This is a genomic window from Pseudomonas sp. SDO524_S393 (assembly GCF_054071875.1).
Genome location: NZ_JBSVVZ010000005.1, coordinates 105,567 through 120,821, shown reverse-complemented (window position 1 = coordinate 120,821; position 15,255 = coordinate 105,567). Strand labels below are relative to the sequence as shown.

The window sequence follows — 15,255 nt, the reverse complement described above, 5'->3', positions numbered from 1 at the left end:
CTATGTCTATGCCCATCAATCAGTTTCTTAATATCGACCCGCGCCCCGAACTTGGCAATCTGTCCTATCCCCTGCCCCAGTCGATTGATACTTCAACAGGGTGGGGCAGTAACAGCAACATCAGAATAGCTAATTACGGAGAGACAACAGTTACTACTCACAGGGATCAAGGAACAGCCTTTGATGAACGCGGTTTCTACCCCGCCTCAGAGGTAAAAATAAATACAGGCAACTCGGATGACATTGTCCACATAAAAAAAATAGATGGTCGGATAACTGCTATCGCGAATGGTGCAGCAATCAAACTTGATATTGATGAGTCCAACCGCAGTGGCAACCAAGCCAAGCTTTCTATCAAAACTTATGGGGGCGACGATACGGTAATAATTGACCCTGACGTCAAAACAGAAGTAACGATTGACACTGGGGAAGGCAACGACCAAGTAATGACTGGCGGGGGACATGCTCAAGTACATCTTGGCAATGGCGCAGATTTGGGCGTACTCGGTCAGGGGGGAGGAGAATTATTTGGCGAAGCCGGCGATGACAAGTTATATGGTGGCACAGCGGGTCCCGCCCATCTCTCCGGTGGTTCCGGTAGTAACATTATGATGAGCGGCATCCAGCGTACTGACGATCAATCGACATGGATATTGGCCCAAGGAGAACACGATAAAATAATGGTACGCTCTCTGACTGCCATCAGAATTGAATCACAGTCTGCCTACACGGTCGTACTACCCGACGCTCAAGCACGGATCCAGATTACAGAAACTGCGGGTAACACTGAAACCGTGAGTCTTGAATCCGGCAGTGATGATAACGACATTAATGTCACTTTCACCGGGCGCAATGAAGTTGGAAAAGATACTCAGCGCACTCAACAGACGCCACGAAATGAGCAAGAAAACAATGATCTGTGGCCCGACGTCGTCGTAAATTGATACCGGTCCCGGAGCCTTCAGCGCTCCGGGAACCCACTACAACTAACCTCGCTTTTTTTTGCGCGGCTTCAAATACTTGGTCAGCCCCTGGAACCAGATCACCAGTGCCGGGTTGCCCTTGATCTGGATCGTCTTGTCCTGAATCCCCGTCATGAACGCCAGCTGCTTGTCCTTCGCCTGCATCGTGGCAAAGCCGAAGGCCGCATCCTTGAACGCAATGGCGAACGCCGGCGCCGGGTGAACGCCCGAGCGGCTGGTGATGCGCTGGTCTTTGACGATGAAGTGACGGGCCACCTTGCCGTCCAGGGTTTGCAGCTGGAAAGCCAGGTCCTTGTCACCCAGCTGTTGCTGGAAGGCAGGATTGGTGCGGCTGGCTTTGCCCATGATCAGGCCCAGCACCCAGAGAAGCAGACGAAATTTCATGCACACGGCCTCAACGTAATGATGGAGTAGCCGCAGCAGTGTAACGATTTGCCTGAGGAACGCCACCGATCTAGCGCATTGGCGGAAGATCGGCTGGCGTTTGGCACTTATAGCAGCATGTTGCTTAAACGTTCGGGCAAGGTACCGGTGCCCAGTCGACCAGGTTCGGATCGCGGCAGGTGCCTTCGATCTGAGCCTTGCCGGCGCTGGCGACCTGCTTGCTTTCCGCTTGCTTGGCCTGCACGGTCTGGATGCTCTTCTCGGTGGTGACAGCTTCTTTCGGCACCACAGGCAGCGGCGGCTTCTTCGCCGGTTTCACGGCTTTCTTGCCTTTGACCGGGGCCACAGGCGGTGTGGTGTCGGCGGTGGCCACGGTGACCACGTCGTTACGCTGTACGCCGACTTGTTGCAGGTCCTTTTCGTACGCCTGGGTGTAGTTGTTCAGGTCTTCGGCAGCCTTGCCGTTGACCGCAACGATCAGGTCGTTGGACTCCTTCAAGCCCGACACGATTTCCGCCAGGCGCTTGCGGCCTTCGGTGTCGCTGACGGTCTTGGCCTTGCGGTCATTGACCAGCTTGGTGAACGCGCTCTGGTAGCACTGCTGCGACGCACGGGCGTAGGCGGTGCTGCGGTCGATGTCGGACGCGCTCTTGTTGAAGTCGCTGGAGTACGACGCGATGCGCTGGTTGTCATCGCTGATCTGCTTCTGACGCTCGGTGTAGTAACCCGCCGCGCCGCCGGCCAGGGCGCCGCCCGCGGCACCGATGGCGGCATTGCGACCGCGCTTGTCGGAGTCACCGGTCAGGGCGCCCAGCAGTGCACCACCGGCAGCGCCGAGGGCCGCGCCGGTGACGACCGACTTGGTCATGTCCGAATCGGTCGCGCGCAGGTGTTGCACCGGCTCGTAGCAGTTCGGGTAGTACTCGACCTTGGTGCTCGACGCGACCTTGGAGGCCGGCGACGTGGCACAACCGGTCAGCACGGTGCTGAAACCGGCTGCGATCAGCAGCAAGTGACGCTTGGAAACCGCCTTACGGGAAAAAAGCATAGGTGTGTTCTCGTTTAAGTTTGACTTGCCCAGCACGGCCCACCGCCGCCTGAGTCCCTTCCAAGCTCGCCATACAGCCAGCGATCATCGCTGTCCGCTCGCTGCGAGCAATTCCTTCAAGATCGTTGCCGGGTCGGCCCGCTGTTGCTTGCGGTAATTGCCGACATGGCGAACGAACAGTGTTGCGCGCGTCACCAGGCTCTTGCCGAGCACCGGTTTGCGATCCAACTCTTCCTTGATTCGTTGAAACTGCGCCTGGATCACCGCATCGGTATAACGCGTGCCGGTGGCCAGGTTGTCGATGTAGATCGCCACCGCACCGTCGAGGGCGCTGCGACCATTCTCGATGGCCATGGCGAACAACTGCGCGCTGGCCTCGTCCTTGTTGTCGATGGCCTGCTGGCGGCTCTTCTGCAAGTTGGCCAGACGAATGTTGTAGTTGCTGATGGTCTCGGCCACCAGTGCCGCCGACTGAATCAGGTTGCCCGCCGCCTCTTCGCGTTGCTGGGCGATCAGCGAGACATTGCGCTTGAGCTCTTCGTTGACCAGCCCCAGCTCGGCTTGCAGCTTGGGATCGACACTGGCGGCGATGATGCTGTCCAGGCGCTTGGTCGGGTCCTGGGCATCGTCGATGGCGTCGGTCAGCGAGGCCAGGCGCCCCTCTTTCTGCCATTGGGCGAACAACTCCTTGTAGCGCGAACGCGGTGCCGACAGCGCACCGATGGCCACACGAAAACCGGTGGTCTCGTTGCTCTGCTCGGTGCCGTCAGCGGCAAACAGCGGGTACTCGCGGCGCATGCCGGTGAACAACGTGCCCTCGCCTTCGAGGTAGTTGCCGCCCTTGACCACAAATCCGCCATAGGTGCCCTGGCGACGACCGGCGTGTACCAGCTGGAAGGACTCCTGGACCATTTCCGCCGCGTTGCCGATCACGTCGAACATCCCGATGGGATTCGGCAACTTGGTGCCGATGGGCATCAGCCGCGCGGCCTGGCCGGTGCCGCCGGCAACCTGGTTGAACACCGCGTAATCGGCCAGCGGGCCGTCGCTGTCGCTGCCCTCGGTGCGGCGCGGGAACAGGCGCCCTTCCAGGTCCTGACGGCTGACGGCCTGGCCGCCGCGCGCGGCGAATTCCCATTCCACCTCGGTGGGCAGGCGCACAAAACCGATGCCGCCATCGTCCGCCGACGCACCACGCCCGCTCACGGGCAGCAGGTCGCGGTGGTACTTCATCAACCAGGCGCTGTACACCGCCGAGAAACGCTCGGCCTCGAAGCGCGACAGTTTCACCTTGGGCAAACGCGCTGCCATACCCGTCGGCACATCGCACGCCGGCGCGGGCTCGCCACTGGCCAGGGACTGCGCCTGGGACATCACCTGGGCATATTGGCGAGCGGTCACTTCGTACTTGCCGATGAAGTACAGCATCGGCTTGAGCGGGGTCTTGGCATCGGTCTTCGGCATCAGCGGCGCGATGACTTTGCTCCAGTCCTTCGGCAAGTCCTTGAGGGTGAACTGGCCGTTGATGAAGTCGCGACGGTAGCCGGAAATGAACGACTGCTGATAACCCGCTTCACCTTCGGCGAAGGGATAGCCCAGGCTGATTTCGCGGTCATCCAGAGTGCCCTGGGCCAGCACATAGGCGTAGCGGAACACCATGTTGCCTTCGCACGGCAACGGCAGGCTCACATCACCGTCCAGGGGCTTGGGGTTATCGAGCTTGTCACTCGCCTCGTCGGCCCAGGCCATCGACGCCAGGGTCAGCGCCACACAGGCGCCCAGTAACTTATACATCTCTGATTCCTTCAGAAGCCTGGATCCGCGCCACTCGCCAACCACCACAGGCTGCCGCCACGGCACTGACGCCGAGGATCGCAACCAGGGCCAGGCCATAATGACGCGCCAGCAGGTGGCTGGCGTACTCGCCCGGCACCTGCACGAACAACTGGTTCAACGCAGTCTCGGCCAAGCCATACAGCCCGGCACTGAGCACGGCGGCAAAACCTGCGCTGTACAGCGCCTGCAACACCACAAACAGCAACAGCCCACCGGTGGAAAACCCCAGCAGGCGCAACACCGATAGCTCCCGGTGTTTGCGCGCCACCGCCGCCAGCGCCCCGGCGAAGATCGCCGCAAACGCTCCCGCCAATGCCAACCCGCAGATCACCCAGAACACGATCGACAGGTTGCGGCTCAGCGACTGCACCTGGGCGATGGTTTGCGCCTGGGTCGACACCAACAGGTTCTGCCCGGCGAAATACACCCGCAGCGGCTCCACATCGGCGAGGCTGCGGGCATACAGGCGAAACGCCGGATACACCCGCTGCTCCGCCACACCCACCGCTTCGCCGTCCCAGCCCAGCGCCGGTACCGCGCGGCCATCGCGATAATCTTCTGCCGCTTCCAGCAGGCCCGGGTCGGCAAACAAACCGTCACGGGCGAAGGCTTGCAGCGGCAGCACCGCCAGCACTTGCAGACGCGTGCGCTGGCTCTCCACACGCCCCGCCACCTGCCGGGCAAACACGCTCTCCAGCCAATCGCCAGGCCGCGCCGCGAGCTTTTCCGCGGCGGTGTGGCTCAACACAATCCGGTCCAGCCCGCTGGGCATCGGCAGGCCGTTCAATAACGGATCACCCGAGGCCGTCGGCAACATTTCCAGGGTCAACGTACCCACCTGCGCCGTGGCTGCGATCTGCCGCGTACGCGGTACCGCAAACGCCACATCGCTGCGCTGGCCGAGCTGCGCGACAAAGGCGCTGCTGAATCGACCACCGCCCAGCGGAATAATTTCACGGGTCGCGGGGTCGGTCTCCAAACGTTCGGTCAAACTGCTAACCAGTCCAAATTTCAGGCCGAATAACACCAGCAACGGTGCGATCACCGCCACCAGCGCCAGCACCGAACAGGCCGACAGCCAAGCGTCATTGCGGTAGTCCTGCCAGGCGAGCGTCCCCACCAATCCGATGCGCATCAGCACGCCTCCCCGAGGGTCGCGGTGACGCCGCCATCGGCATCACGGCGGCAGCTGATGCGGCGCACCTGCAAGCCGCTGGCGCGGGCCAGGGGCTCGTCATGGGTGGCAATCACGCAGGCCGCGCGACGCTCGCGGGTCTGGGCCAGCAACGCCTGCATCACACGCTCGGCGTTCAGCGGGTCGAGGGACGCTGTCGGTTCATCCGCCAACACCAGTTGCGGCCCATGGGCCAGGGCACGCGCGCAACTCACGCGCTGGCGTTGGCCCACTGAAAGCGCCGCCGGTTGCTTGGCCAGTTGATCGCTGATTTCCAACTGCTCGGCCAGCCGCGTTACGCTGCCGTCATCCTTCAAACCCAACAGTTGCCGGGGCAGGGCGATATTGCCGCGCACATCGAGAAAGCCCAGCAACCCGCCGGTCTGCAACACATAGCCCAGGTGCCGGCTGCGCAACGCGGCCAGGGTGGACTGGCGATCCGCGCGCCACAGCCCACCGATATCCTGCTGATGGAACTCGAATTGCCCCGCCTGATCCGGCGCCAGCACCAGCGCGAGCAAGTCCAGCAAGGTGCTTTTGCCGCAACCGCTCGCGCCGACAATCGCCACTTGCTCACCCGCCCCCAACTGCAACGCCGGGATCACCAGGCTGTAGCGTTGGCTGCCGACACCCCGGCTCTTGTGCACCGCGCTCAGGCTCAGCATTACGGCAACGTCGACAACGGCACGCGGTACAACGCGTCGCCCGGTTCGGCGTCACCGAAACGCACCCAGTTGGCCACATCGTTGTGGAAGGTTTCATAGAGGCGGATCTTCGAATCCAGCTCGTCGATAAAGTCTTCCTGTTCGGCCACGCTCAACGACAACCACAAATCCTGGGTCATGTTCAGCGACTTGCTGCGGTACGGCAGGCCCTCCAGGTATTCGCCGAGCAGGCCGCCGTCGGCCAGGTTGCCGCCCTTGCGCAGGGCTTGCGGGTCACGGCTCATGTAGGCCGAAGCACTGGCGATTTCCTGGAAGAAGTCCTTGGGCGAAGACTGGGTCTTGCGCGCCGCATCCACGATCAGCTTCAGCGACTGTTGCAACTCGTTGAGCTGCAACTTGGTCAGCATCACGCACACCTGAAACGCCGGCAGCGCCGGGTTGGTCAGGTCGCGGTCGGCGGTCCAGGCGCTGACCAACTGCGGCGCCTGGCTGGCGCTCTTGCGACCGAGGAAGTCCATGTGCATCGCATAGCCGACCGCCGCCGACTTGTCCGCCAGGCTCGGCGCCGCGCCCAGCGCCGGCACCGCCTGCGGCGTGTTGCTGCGCACCTGGTGCACCAGGTCGGCGAACACACTGCCGATTTCATCCACACGCTCCCCCAGCTTGCGCACATCGCCACCCGGTACCGGCGTGTAGAGGTCGCCGATCTGCGGGTTGGCGTCGGCGGTGAGGATGCGGTACTGGCTTTCGGCACCGGCGTGGGTTTTCTTGCCGGCGTCGGTGCGCAGGTGCAAGGCGTAGATCTTGATCTGCTTGCCCAGCGCCGCCTGGCGCACTTCGGCCTCGTTCATCTGGGTGGCGGCGAACGGATCGTTCTTGCGCAGCGCGCCCGCGTCGGTGACCAGCAGGATGATGCGCCCGCCGTAACCGGACCAGTCCATGCCCTCGACGGCCTGCATCACCCCGGCGAACGCGTCTTCGTTGAAGGAGTGACTGGACACCGTGGACGCCTTGACCTGGCGCGCCATGTCGAGGAAGCGCTGCGGGTCGCGGCCCTGATCGAGGGTGATCAAGGTCTTGGCCACGTAGTCCAGGCCGGGGGTCTTCTTGATGCTGTTGCGAAAACCCACCAACCCGAAACTGACACTGTCCAACTCGCCGCGCTCGGCAATGCGGGTTTGCAACTCATGCACCACGTCGCGCACCTGGTCGATATACGGCTGCATCGACACCGTGGTGTCCACCACCAGCACCACAGCGGTACGGAAGGCATCGGCATTGGCGCTGAGCACCGGCGTGGCCGGTTTTGCCACGGCCTTGCCGGGGTCGATGGACGCCACATTGAGCAACTGCACCGGCTGGCCGTTTTCGTCGAAGCTCTCTTTGGAGTCGAAGATCGGCAGCAGGTAGAACTGGTTCTGCGGCACCGCGCTGGTCGCAGGCTCCAGGGCCAGGATCTGGCTGTTGTCGTCGCTGTTCTTCTGCGCCTTGGCCAGCACGCCTTTGGCGGCAGCGGGATCGGCCAGCAGCTTTTCGACTTCACCGGATTGGCGCAGGAACATCACCGGTGCCCTGCCCGAACGCTCGGTGAACTTGAGCACCAGGCTTTGCTTCCAGTCACTGACCTGAGCCGCCGGCAACCAACCGTCGCTGCGGCCATCGGTGGCAGCACCGACGCGCACCCACGGGCTGCCGTCGACGTCCTTGCGCTGATACACATAGAGCACGGAAAACGCCGGCAGCGCTTTGCCCGGCGCACCGCCCGCCTCGCTGGACAGCTTGGCGCCCGGCTTGCTGAGCACGCGCTGGAACAAGGTCTTCTTGCCGGCCATCAGCAACGGGCGCTGGCCTCCGTCGGTATCTGCCACCACCGGCGGCTTGGCTTCAGGGGGTGGCGCTGTCGGGCTCACCGGCGTCTTGGGCACCACGACCGTCGCCGGCGGAACAGGCTCATCGCTGCCGCTGAGCCACCAGTAACTCGCGCCACCGATGGCCAGCGCGACCGCCACGGCCACGGCAGCCAGCGCCAGTACCGGCCCACGGCGCTGCTCGGACACGGCGCGGTGCTGTGTCGGCGTCACCACCGGTTGGCGCACCACCGCGGGTTGGGGTTGGGGCTTGTCGGTGGGAATCTCGATGGATTCCGGAGTGATGCCCGCCAGATCGAAGCTCATCGGGATCGGCAGTGGCCGCACCAGCGTGGCTTCCAGCGCCTCGCTGGGCAAAGTGTCCAGCGCGTGCAGCAGCGCGGCAGCGTCGGGGAAACGTTCCGTCGGGTCCTTGGCCAACAGCTTGCGCAGCACCTCCTGATAACGCCCGTGGTGCACCGGCAATTCCGGCAGCGGTTCGGTCAGGTGTGCCAGGGCCGTCGACAGCGCGTCGGTGCCGGTATAGGGCAGCTTGCCGACCAGGATTTCATACAGCACCACGCCCAACGCATACAGGTCGGCGCGGCCATCGATCTCCTGGCCCCGCGCCTGCTCCGGGCTCATGTAGCTCGGCGTGCCCACGGCAAACCCGGCCTGGGTGAACTGGGTGCGATCGTCCAGGGACTTGGCGATGCCGAAGTCCGACAGCACCGCCGTGCCGTCGGCGCGGAACAGAATGTTCGCCGGCTTGACGTCGCGGTGCACCAGGCCCTGGGCATGGGCGTAACCCAGCGCCGAGGCGATCTGGCGGATGTACACCAGGCCCTGCTCCGGTGTCAGGCCGGCGGCGATGCGCTCCTTGAGCGTGCCGTTGGGCAGGTATTCCATGGCCATGTAATACAGCTCACCGACATTGCCGATGTCGTGGATGGTCACGGTGTGCGGGTGCGACAGCCGCGCCAGGGTCTTGCCCTCGCGCAGGAAACGCTCGCAGAAACTCGGGTCGGCGGCCAGGGCCGCCGCCATCACCTTGAGCGCCACCTTGCGCTCCAACGAGCGCTGGGTGGCCAGGTACACGCTGGCCATGGCGCCTTCGCCGATCTCGCCTTCGATGTCATAGCCCGGGATCAGGATGTTCATGGCGAAACCTTCACGACAATGGCGGTGATGTTGTCCGGCGCCCCCCGGTTGAGTCCCAGGTGCACCAGGCTGCGCACGATTTCATCCGGAGTGTCGTGGCTGAGCACTTCGCGGATCTCATGGTCTTCGACGGTCTTGTTCAGGCCATCGCTGCACAGCAGGTAGCTGTCGCCAGGAGCGATCAGCAGGTCGACCACCGCCAGCTCCAGCTGGGCTTCGACGCCTACCGCGCGGGTGACGATATTCGCGCGCGGATGCAAGCGCGCATCGGCCTCGCTGAGCAGGCCGCTGTCTTGCAGGTCCTGTACGTAGCTGTGGTCTCGGGAGATGCTTTCCAGCACACCATCGCGCAGGCGGTACAAGCGGCTGTCGCCGGCCCACAGGCACACGCCGCGCAGCCCGCGCGCAGCCAGTAACACCACGGTGCTGCCCATCAGGGTCACGCCACGGTGGGCGGTTTCTTCGCGCACAGCACTGTTGATGCGGATGAGGTCGGTGCGCAGCGCCGCCGTGTATTCATCGAGTGAACGCCCCACCGGCACGCTGCGCAGGCTGTCGACGATCAGGCTGCTCACATAGTCCCCGGCCGCGTGCCCACCCATGCCGTCGGCGACCACCCACAGGCGGTTCTCCGGCAGGTCCAGGCAGGCGTCTTCGTTGACCTGGCGCACCATGCCCACATGGCTCTTGCTCGCGGATTTGTACGTCGCCCCCATCTACACCACACCTTCTTGTCCGAGCAAAAACTGCGCAAAATCGCCGGCGGCAGGCAGGCCCTGACACCGCAATAAACCTGGGGAAATACGTTGCGAACCCCGGCCCCACCAGAGGCTCGCACCTTCGCAGGCCTGCTCGGCCAGCGCGGCCAGGCGCCCATGGGGCACGGTGGCCGCCATCCGTTGCAGGCCGGCGAAGCGGCTGTCGACCGCACGCGTCTCGCTGGCCGGCGCACCCAGCTGGTCCACGCCGTCGCTGAACTGCTCGAACGTGGCACCCGGTTCCAGGGTGCTGAGCAACAACTCCTCGGCATGTTCGAACCAGCTGTCCGGCCCGCCGACCAGGGACGCGGGGTTGGTGTCGTGATCGAGCAAGGCAACCACCGCCAACGGAAAATACCGCCCGACCCGGTCGATGCTTGGCATCACCACCCCCACCGCGGCGTCCGGCCCGCACACGCCCGGCGCCAGCACAAAGCGCCACAGCGGGCTGACCAGGTAGGTGTTGAGCCAGTCACCGCCGAGGCTGTTCTGGCTGGCGAGCAAGCCCGCCGCCAGCCAGCTGTCCCACGGGCCGATAAAACTCTGGGGCAAGGCGCGGCTGACAAAATCTCCGCGACTGGCCAACTTGCCGTAGAAACCCAGGGTCGTCATAGCCGCTCCGGCAAGCTGAAGCCGCTGAGCACGCGACTCTTGAACGGGTTGAAGGCACTGTTGGCGCGTAATTCGTAGGCGATGCTCGCACCGTCCACCCGCAGACGCAGGTTGAAACGGTCCGGTGAGTTCCCGGCAGTGAGGTCCGACTGCTCCAGCAGGCGGAACCAGGCCCACGGCCCGTCCAGGGTCACGCCGGAACGTCCGCTGGCCGAGGGCGGCATGATCGAAATACGCACAACGCCAATGCTGCCGGGGTTCGGCCATTGCATCGCCACCGGGCGGCTCGGGCCGTGGTCGTAGCTCAGTTGCTGGCCGTCGAGGTCGAGCAGGAACTGGGTGATGGTCGGGTCCATCGACACCGGCTTGAGCTCGAAACGCACGATGGGCTGGGTGCCGCCAGCCCGGAAGAACGCATCACGAATCGCCGCCGCGCGCTGGAAGGTTTGCAGCACGCCCGGCGCAATCCCCAGCTTCTGCGCAGCGCCCGGCTGCCAACGCCAGGTCTGCGCCGAGGTGTCCACATACGGTTGCAGGTATTTGCGGAAGTAGTTGTCCATCACCCCGCCCACGCCGAAGAACTGGCCGAAGTCATCCAGCGTGGCGTCCCGCGCACTGCCCGGCGCCATCGGGTAACGCCCGGCCAGGGACTGGCGGTAGACGTTGACCACTTCGCTGACCCAGGCGGCGTTCAACTGGTTGCGCACGCCCCCCATCATGCTGTTGGTGGTGGCGTTGACCACCGACTTGACCATGCCCTGCACCAGCGGCGGCTGGCGCTCGGCGTTCAGGCTGACCCGCGTGGCCGCAGCCGCCGCCTGGTTCTTGGCCTCGCCGAGCAAGGCATCGCCGCTGGCACCGACCATGGCGCTGACCTGCACATACAGCGCGTTCATGTCCGCCAGCAGGCCGTCGATGGCCGCCGGCTCGCCTTCGTTCTTGCTGACGATGCCGTTGAGATCGGCAAAGTGCGCCGTCACCGGATCGTCTGCCGCTGCCGGCGCATTGGCCGCCGGTTGTTCCTGACCCAGCAAGCTGCCCAGACGCTCCTTGAGCTTGTCGACACCGCCTTCCACCGGCACGCCCTTGGCAGCCAGCTGGCGCTCTTCGGCTTGCAGATCGGTTTCCCTGGCCACCGCCACCAGCAGTTTTTTCAACGGCGAGGTCGGGCCGGAAATCACCCGCAGCACATCGGCCGCCTGGGCCACGCTGGTGATCGGTACGAAGTCGATGTCCGCGAGCAGCGCGTCCCACTGGCGCTGGTAGTCCTGGAAGTACAGGCGACGCACGTCGGCGGCCAGGCTCACCACGTTCTGTTGATCCGCCTGTTCGTGGCCCAGCACCCATTGCTCTTCGGCGAGGGTGCCGGTCTGGTTCAGGCTGCTCAACAGAAACGCCTGGCGATACCCCTTGGCGGTGAAGAACCCGCTCAGCGGCTCGCCCAACGGCTTGCCACTCTTGCGGCTGAACACCAGCGCGGCATCACGGCCCGCCGCTTCGTTGAGGCGAAAGTCAGGGATGCCTTCCGGCAGTTTCTGACGCTTGACCCGGTCATACACGCGCTGGGCCACCGGCAGTTGTTGCAGTTGCCGGCGCAGGTCGTCGATCAACCGTGGGTCAAGCCGCGCATTCGGCGGATGGCGCTCGAACAGGGACTGTAAATGCCCGGTCAGTGCCTGGCGCTGGTCAGCCGGCAAATCGCGCGGCAGGTTGCGGTCCCAGTCCAGGGCGATCCAGGCCTTGATGAAGTCCGGGTCGTAATGCTCGGTGTCGGCGAGCATCAGGTAGGCCTTGAGACCCTCGTAGAGGAAGTCGGAATTGCCGCCGCCATGCAGTTGCTCTTCGATGCGCGTGACCAGCCGCGGCGCGAAGACGGCAATCAGCAGCTTGCGGTAGACACTGGCGGACTCGGCTTCCAGCATGTCGCCCTGGTACAACCCCAGGCCTTCGGACCAGCTCGGCGAATCGCCCGCCAGGTGCTTCACCGCATTGAGCAACGGCAGCACGGCAAGCACTTCGCGCTGCGCCGGGCTCAGGCTTTGTACCGCCTGCCCCAGCGGCGCAACCTTCTGGTCGACCTGGGCAATGTAGGCCTGGTTGGCGCGATAACTCACCCACCACAAGCCGCTGACCACCACCACCAGCGCCACGGTCGCGGCGAGTACACCGCGCGCGATCCATTTGCGCCGACGCTCGACCTTGGGGTTCACACCGACCAATCCACGCTCGGCGAACGCGACGGCGCTGAAGAGTTTTTCGATGAAGTAGCTGCGCCCGGTACCGCTCTGGCGCGCCAGGTGTTGGCGGTCCAGGTTCATGCTCTGGGCCATCGCACCGATCAGGCGATCGATCGGGCTGCCTTCCTGGGTGCCGCTGGTGAAATACACGCCGCGCAGTAACACGCGCTCTTCGAAGGCATTGGGCTTGAACACGCCGTCGAGGAAGCTTTGCAGGCAGTCTTTCAACGCGCCGAACTGCTGCGGGAAGCCGTAGATCAGGTCGCGCCGCGCCGGGTCGCGCTCCTGTTGCAGACGCTCCACCAGACGCTCATTGAGGCGCTGCTCCAGCCCGGCAAACTCGCTTTGCAAGTGTGCCAGGGGGCTGTCACTGCTCTTGCCGTCGTCCAGGGCAAAGGTCATGCCCCACACCTGGGCGCGGTCTTCCTTGCTCAGGTTGTCGAAAAACTCCATGAAGCCCGGCACCAGGTCGAGCTTGGTCAGCATCAGGTAGATCGGGAAACGCACGCCCAGCTGGGTGTACAGCTCCTGGATACGCAGGCGGATGGCGGCCGCATGGGCCGCGCGCTCGGCGTCGCTGCCCAGCAACAGGTCGGACAGGCTGATGGCAATGAACGCACCGTCGATGGGCCGGCGCGAACGCTGCTTTTTCAGCAGGTCGAGAAAGCCCAGCCACGCCGCTTTGTCCACCGTGGAGTTGCTGTCCTGGGTGGTGTAGCGGCCTGCGGTGTCGAGCAGAACCGCCTGATCGGTGAACCACCAATCGCAATTGCGCGTACCGCCAACGCCGCGCACGGCGCCGGCCCCCAACTGGGCGGCCAGCGGAAAATGCAGGCCGGAATTGACCAGCGCCGTGGTTTTGCCCGAGCCCGGTGGGCCGATGATCACGTACCACGGCAGCTCGTAGAGGTTGCGCCGCTCATCGCCGCCGAGCTTGGCCTTTTTCAGCAGGGCCAGGGCCTCGTCCATGCGCTGGCGCAGGGTGGAGAGTTCTTCGGCAGTGGCGACACTGTTGGGGTCGGCCGGGGTTTCGGCGGCCAGGCTGCGCATCACTTCGGCGGCTTGCCGGCGGGCCTGGATAATGCGGAACACGCGGTAGGCAATCCACACCGCGAACACCAGGATGATCAGCGCCCAGCGGCGTCCTTCCGGCACCAGCACATCGAGCAGCGGCCCGACGAACCAGATGATCAGGCTCAGGGCGATCAGGCCCAGCAACGGGATCACCCAGCGAATCATGAAACTGAAAAACGCCTTCACTCGACGCCCTCCGCCAATACGGTGATTTCAACCCGACGATTGCGGGCACGGCCTTCGGCTGTACTGTTGGTCGCCACCGGCTCCGTGTCGCTGCGGCCTTCGGCGCTGAAACGGTCGCCCTGGCCAGTCTTGGCCGCGAGGATTTCCAGGACCGACCTGGCCCGCGCCTCGGAGAGCGCCCAGTTGGACGGGAAGCGCAGCGTGGCGATCGGGCGGTTGTCGCTGTGCCCGGTCACGCGCACCTGGCCTTTGACTTTGCGGATCGCATCGGCGATGCGCAGCATCAGCGGCTGGTAGTCATCGACGATGCTGGAGCTGGCGGACGCGAACAGCTCGTCGCCACGAATCGTCACCACGGAGCGGTCGACGGCATCTTCCACCGCCACGCGCCCGGCCTTGATGTCTTCCACCAAAAAGCCGGCCAGGCGTGGGCGTTCGACCACCTTCGGCTGCGCCACCTGGCGGTCGATGGTCTGCACCGGGATTTCGCCCAGGGCATGAATGTTCTTGAACACCGGCTCGGCGTCCGAGGCCAGCTTCATGCGCAGGCCGAACAACAGCGCCAGCAGCAGCGCCAGGCCGATGGCCACGGCGATCCACGGCGGCATGAACTGCGCCAGGCGGTCCCGCGCCACGGTCACGCCGCGCCAGTGCGGCGACAGCTCGCGCTCGTGCTCGCCACGGGCACTGCGGATCGCGGCGGCGGTACGTTCACGCAGGGCTTCCAATTGGCTGCGCCCGTCATTCATCACGCGGTAGCGGCCTTCGAACCCCAGGCACATGCACAGGTACAACAGCTCCAGCAGGTACAGGCGTTCGCGCGGGCTTTGCAGGCAATGGTCGAGCAGTTGGAAGACTTTCTCGCCACCCCAGGCTTCGTTGTGCACGGTGATCAGCAAGCTTTGCTTGCCCCAGTCACTGGTGCTGCCCCACGGCGTACTCAGTACGGCTTCATCCAGCGCAGTGCACAGCGCGTAGCGGGCCAGCAGCACTTCGTTGCGCGCGATACCGGCGGCTTCGGCGCGTTCTTCGAACTGGCGCAGGTAGGCCAACAGTTGGGCACGCAGGCTGGCGGGCGCCGGATGGGCGATGGTGTTGCGCAGGCGCGTCAGCAGCGCCAACAGCGGGCCGGCGGCGCTTTCCAGCGGGTTGAGGCCCTGGCTCTTGCCGGTGAGCATTGGCGCGGCCGGCATCGACAAGGGCGCAGGCTCGGCCCGCACGGGCTCTGGCGCCCGGCCACCCGGGCGCGGCATGAACTGGGTGCGTTCGTCATCATTGGGATGCATCGCG

General features: G+C 64.4%; 11 protein-coding genes. 1 reads left to right on the top strand and 10 read right to left on the bottom strand.

Annotated elements, in window-relative coordinates:
• Window positions 1-2 precede the first annotated feature (2 nt).
• On the top strand, window positions 3-944 hold the full coding sequence (locus ACW9IB_RS04215; RefSeq protein WP_457412503.1) for a hypothetical protein: 942 nt from the start codon (window positions 3-5) through the stop codon (window positions 942-944).
• 42 nt (window positions 945-986) lie between these two features.
• On the opposite strand, the gene ACW9IB_RS04210 is transcribed toward ACW9IB_RS04215, so the two are convergent.
• The 10 genes from ACW9IB_RS04210 to ACW9IB_RS04165 form a co-directional block, all read right to left on the bottom strand.
• Complete coding sequence (locus ACW9IB_RS04210) at window positions 987-1,367, bottom strand: helicase (RefSeq protein ID WP_457412501.1); 381 nt, start codon at window positions 1,365-1,367, stop codon at window positions 987-989.
• A gap of 124 nt (window positions 1,368-1,491) precedes the next feature.
• On the bottom strand, window positions 1,492-2,415 hold the full coding sequence (gene tagQ / locus ACW9IB_RS04205) for a type VI secretion system-associated lipoprotein TagQ (RefSeq protein ID WP_457364815.1): 924 nt from the start codon (window positions 2,413-2,415) through the stop codon (window positions 1,492-1,494).
• A gap of 84 nt (window positions 2,416-2,499) precedes the next feature.
• Window positions 2,500-4,209: a formylglycine-generating enzyme family protein gene (locus ACW9IB_RS04200; RefSeq protein WP_457412500.1), complete on the bottom strand. Its 1,710-nt coding sequence runs from the start codon at window positions 4,207-4,209 to the stop codon at window positions 2,500-2,502.
• On the bottom strand, window positions 4,202-5,386 hold the full coding sequence (locus ACW9IB_RS04195; protein WP_457412499.1) for an ABC transporter permease: 1,185 nt from the start codon (window positions 5,384-5,386) through the stop codon (window positions 4,202-4,204). Before ACW9IB_RS04195 ends, ACW9IB_RS04200 begins: the two co-directional genes overlap by 8 nt.
• A complete protein-coding gene (locus ACW9IB_RS04190) occupies window positions 5,386-6,090 on the bottom strand; it encodes an ABC transporter ATP-binding protein (RefSeq protein ID WP_457412497.1) in 705 nt (234 codons plus the stop codon). Before ACW9IB_RS04190 ends, ACW9IB_RS04195 begins: the two co-directional genes overlap by 1 nt.
• On the bottom strand, window positions 6,090-9,098 hold the full coding sequence (locus ACW9IB_RS04185; protein ID WP_457412495.1) for a serine/threonine-protein kinase: 3,009 nt from the start codon (window positions 9,096-9,098) through the stop codon (window positions 6,090-6,092). Before ACW9IB_RS04185 ends, ACW9IB_RS04190 begins: the two co-directional genes overlap by 1 nt.
• Window positions 9,095-9,814: a PP2C family protein-serine/threonine phosphatase gene (locus ACW9IB_RS04180; RefSeq protein WP_457364810.1), complete on the bottom strand. Its 720-nt coding sequence runs from the start codon at window positions 9,812-9,814 to the stop codon at window positions 9,095-9,097. Before ACW9IB_RS04180 ends, ACW9IB_RS04185 begins: the two co-directional genes overlap by 4 nt.
• Window positions 9,815-10,468 (bottom strand): type VI secretion system-associated protein TagF, encoded by a 654-nt coding sequence (gene tagF / locus ACW9IB_RS04175; protein WP_457412494.1) that lies wholly within the window; start codon window positions 10,466-10,468, stop codon window positions 9,815-9,817.
• Window positions 10,465-13,965, bottom strand: a complete 3,501-nt coding sequence (gene tssM, locus ACW9IB_RS04170) for a type VI secretion system membrane subunit TssM (protein WP_457364808.1) — start codon at window positions 13,963-13,965, stop codon at window positions 10,465-10,467. The genes tagF and tssM overlap by 4 nt, the downstream gene beginning before the upstream one ends.
• Complete coding sequence (locus ACW9IB_RS04165; RefSeq protein ID WP_457364807.1) at window positions 13,962-15,251, bottom strand: DotU family type VI secretion system protein; 1,290 nt, start codon at window positions 15,249-15,251, stop codon at window positions 13,962-13,964. Before ACW9IB_RS04165 ends, tssM begins: the two co-directional genes overlap by 4 nt.
• Window positions 15,252-15,255: the final 4 nt, after the last annotated feature.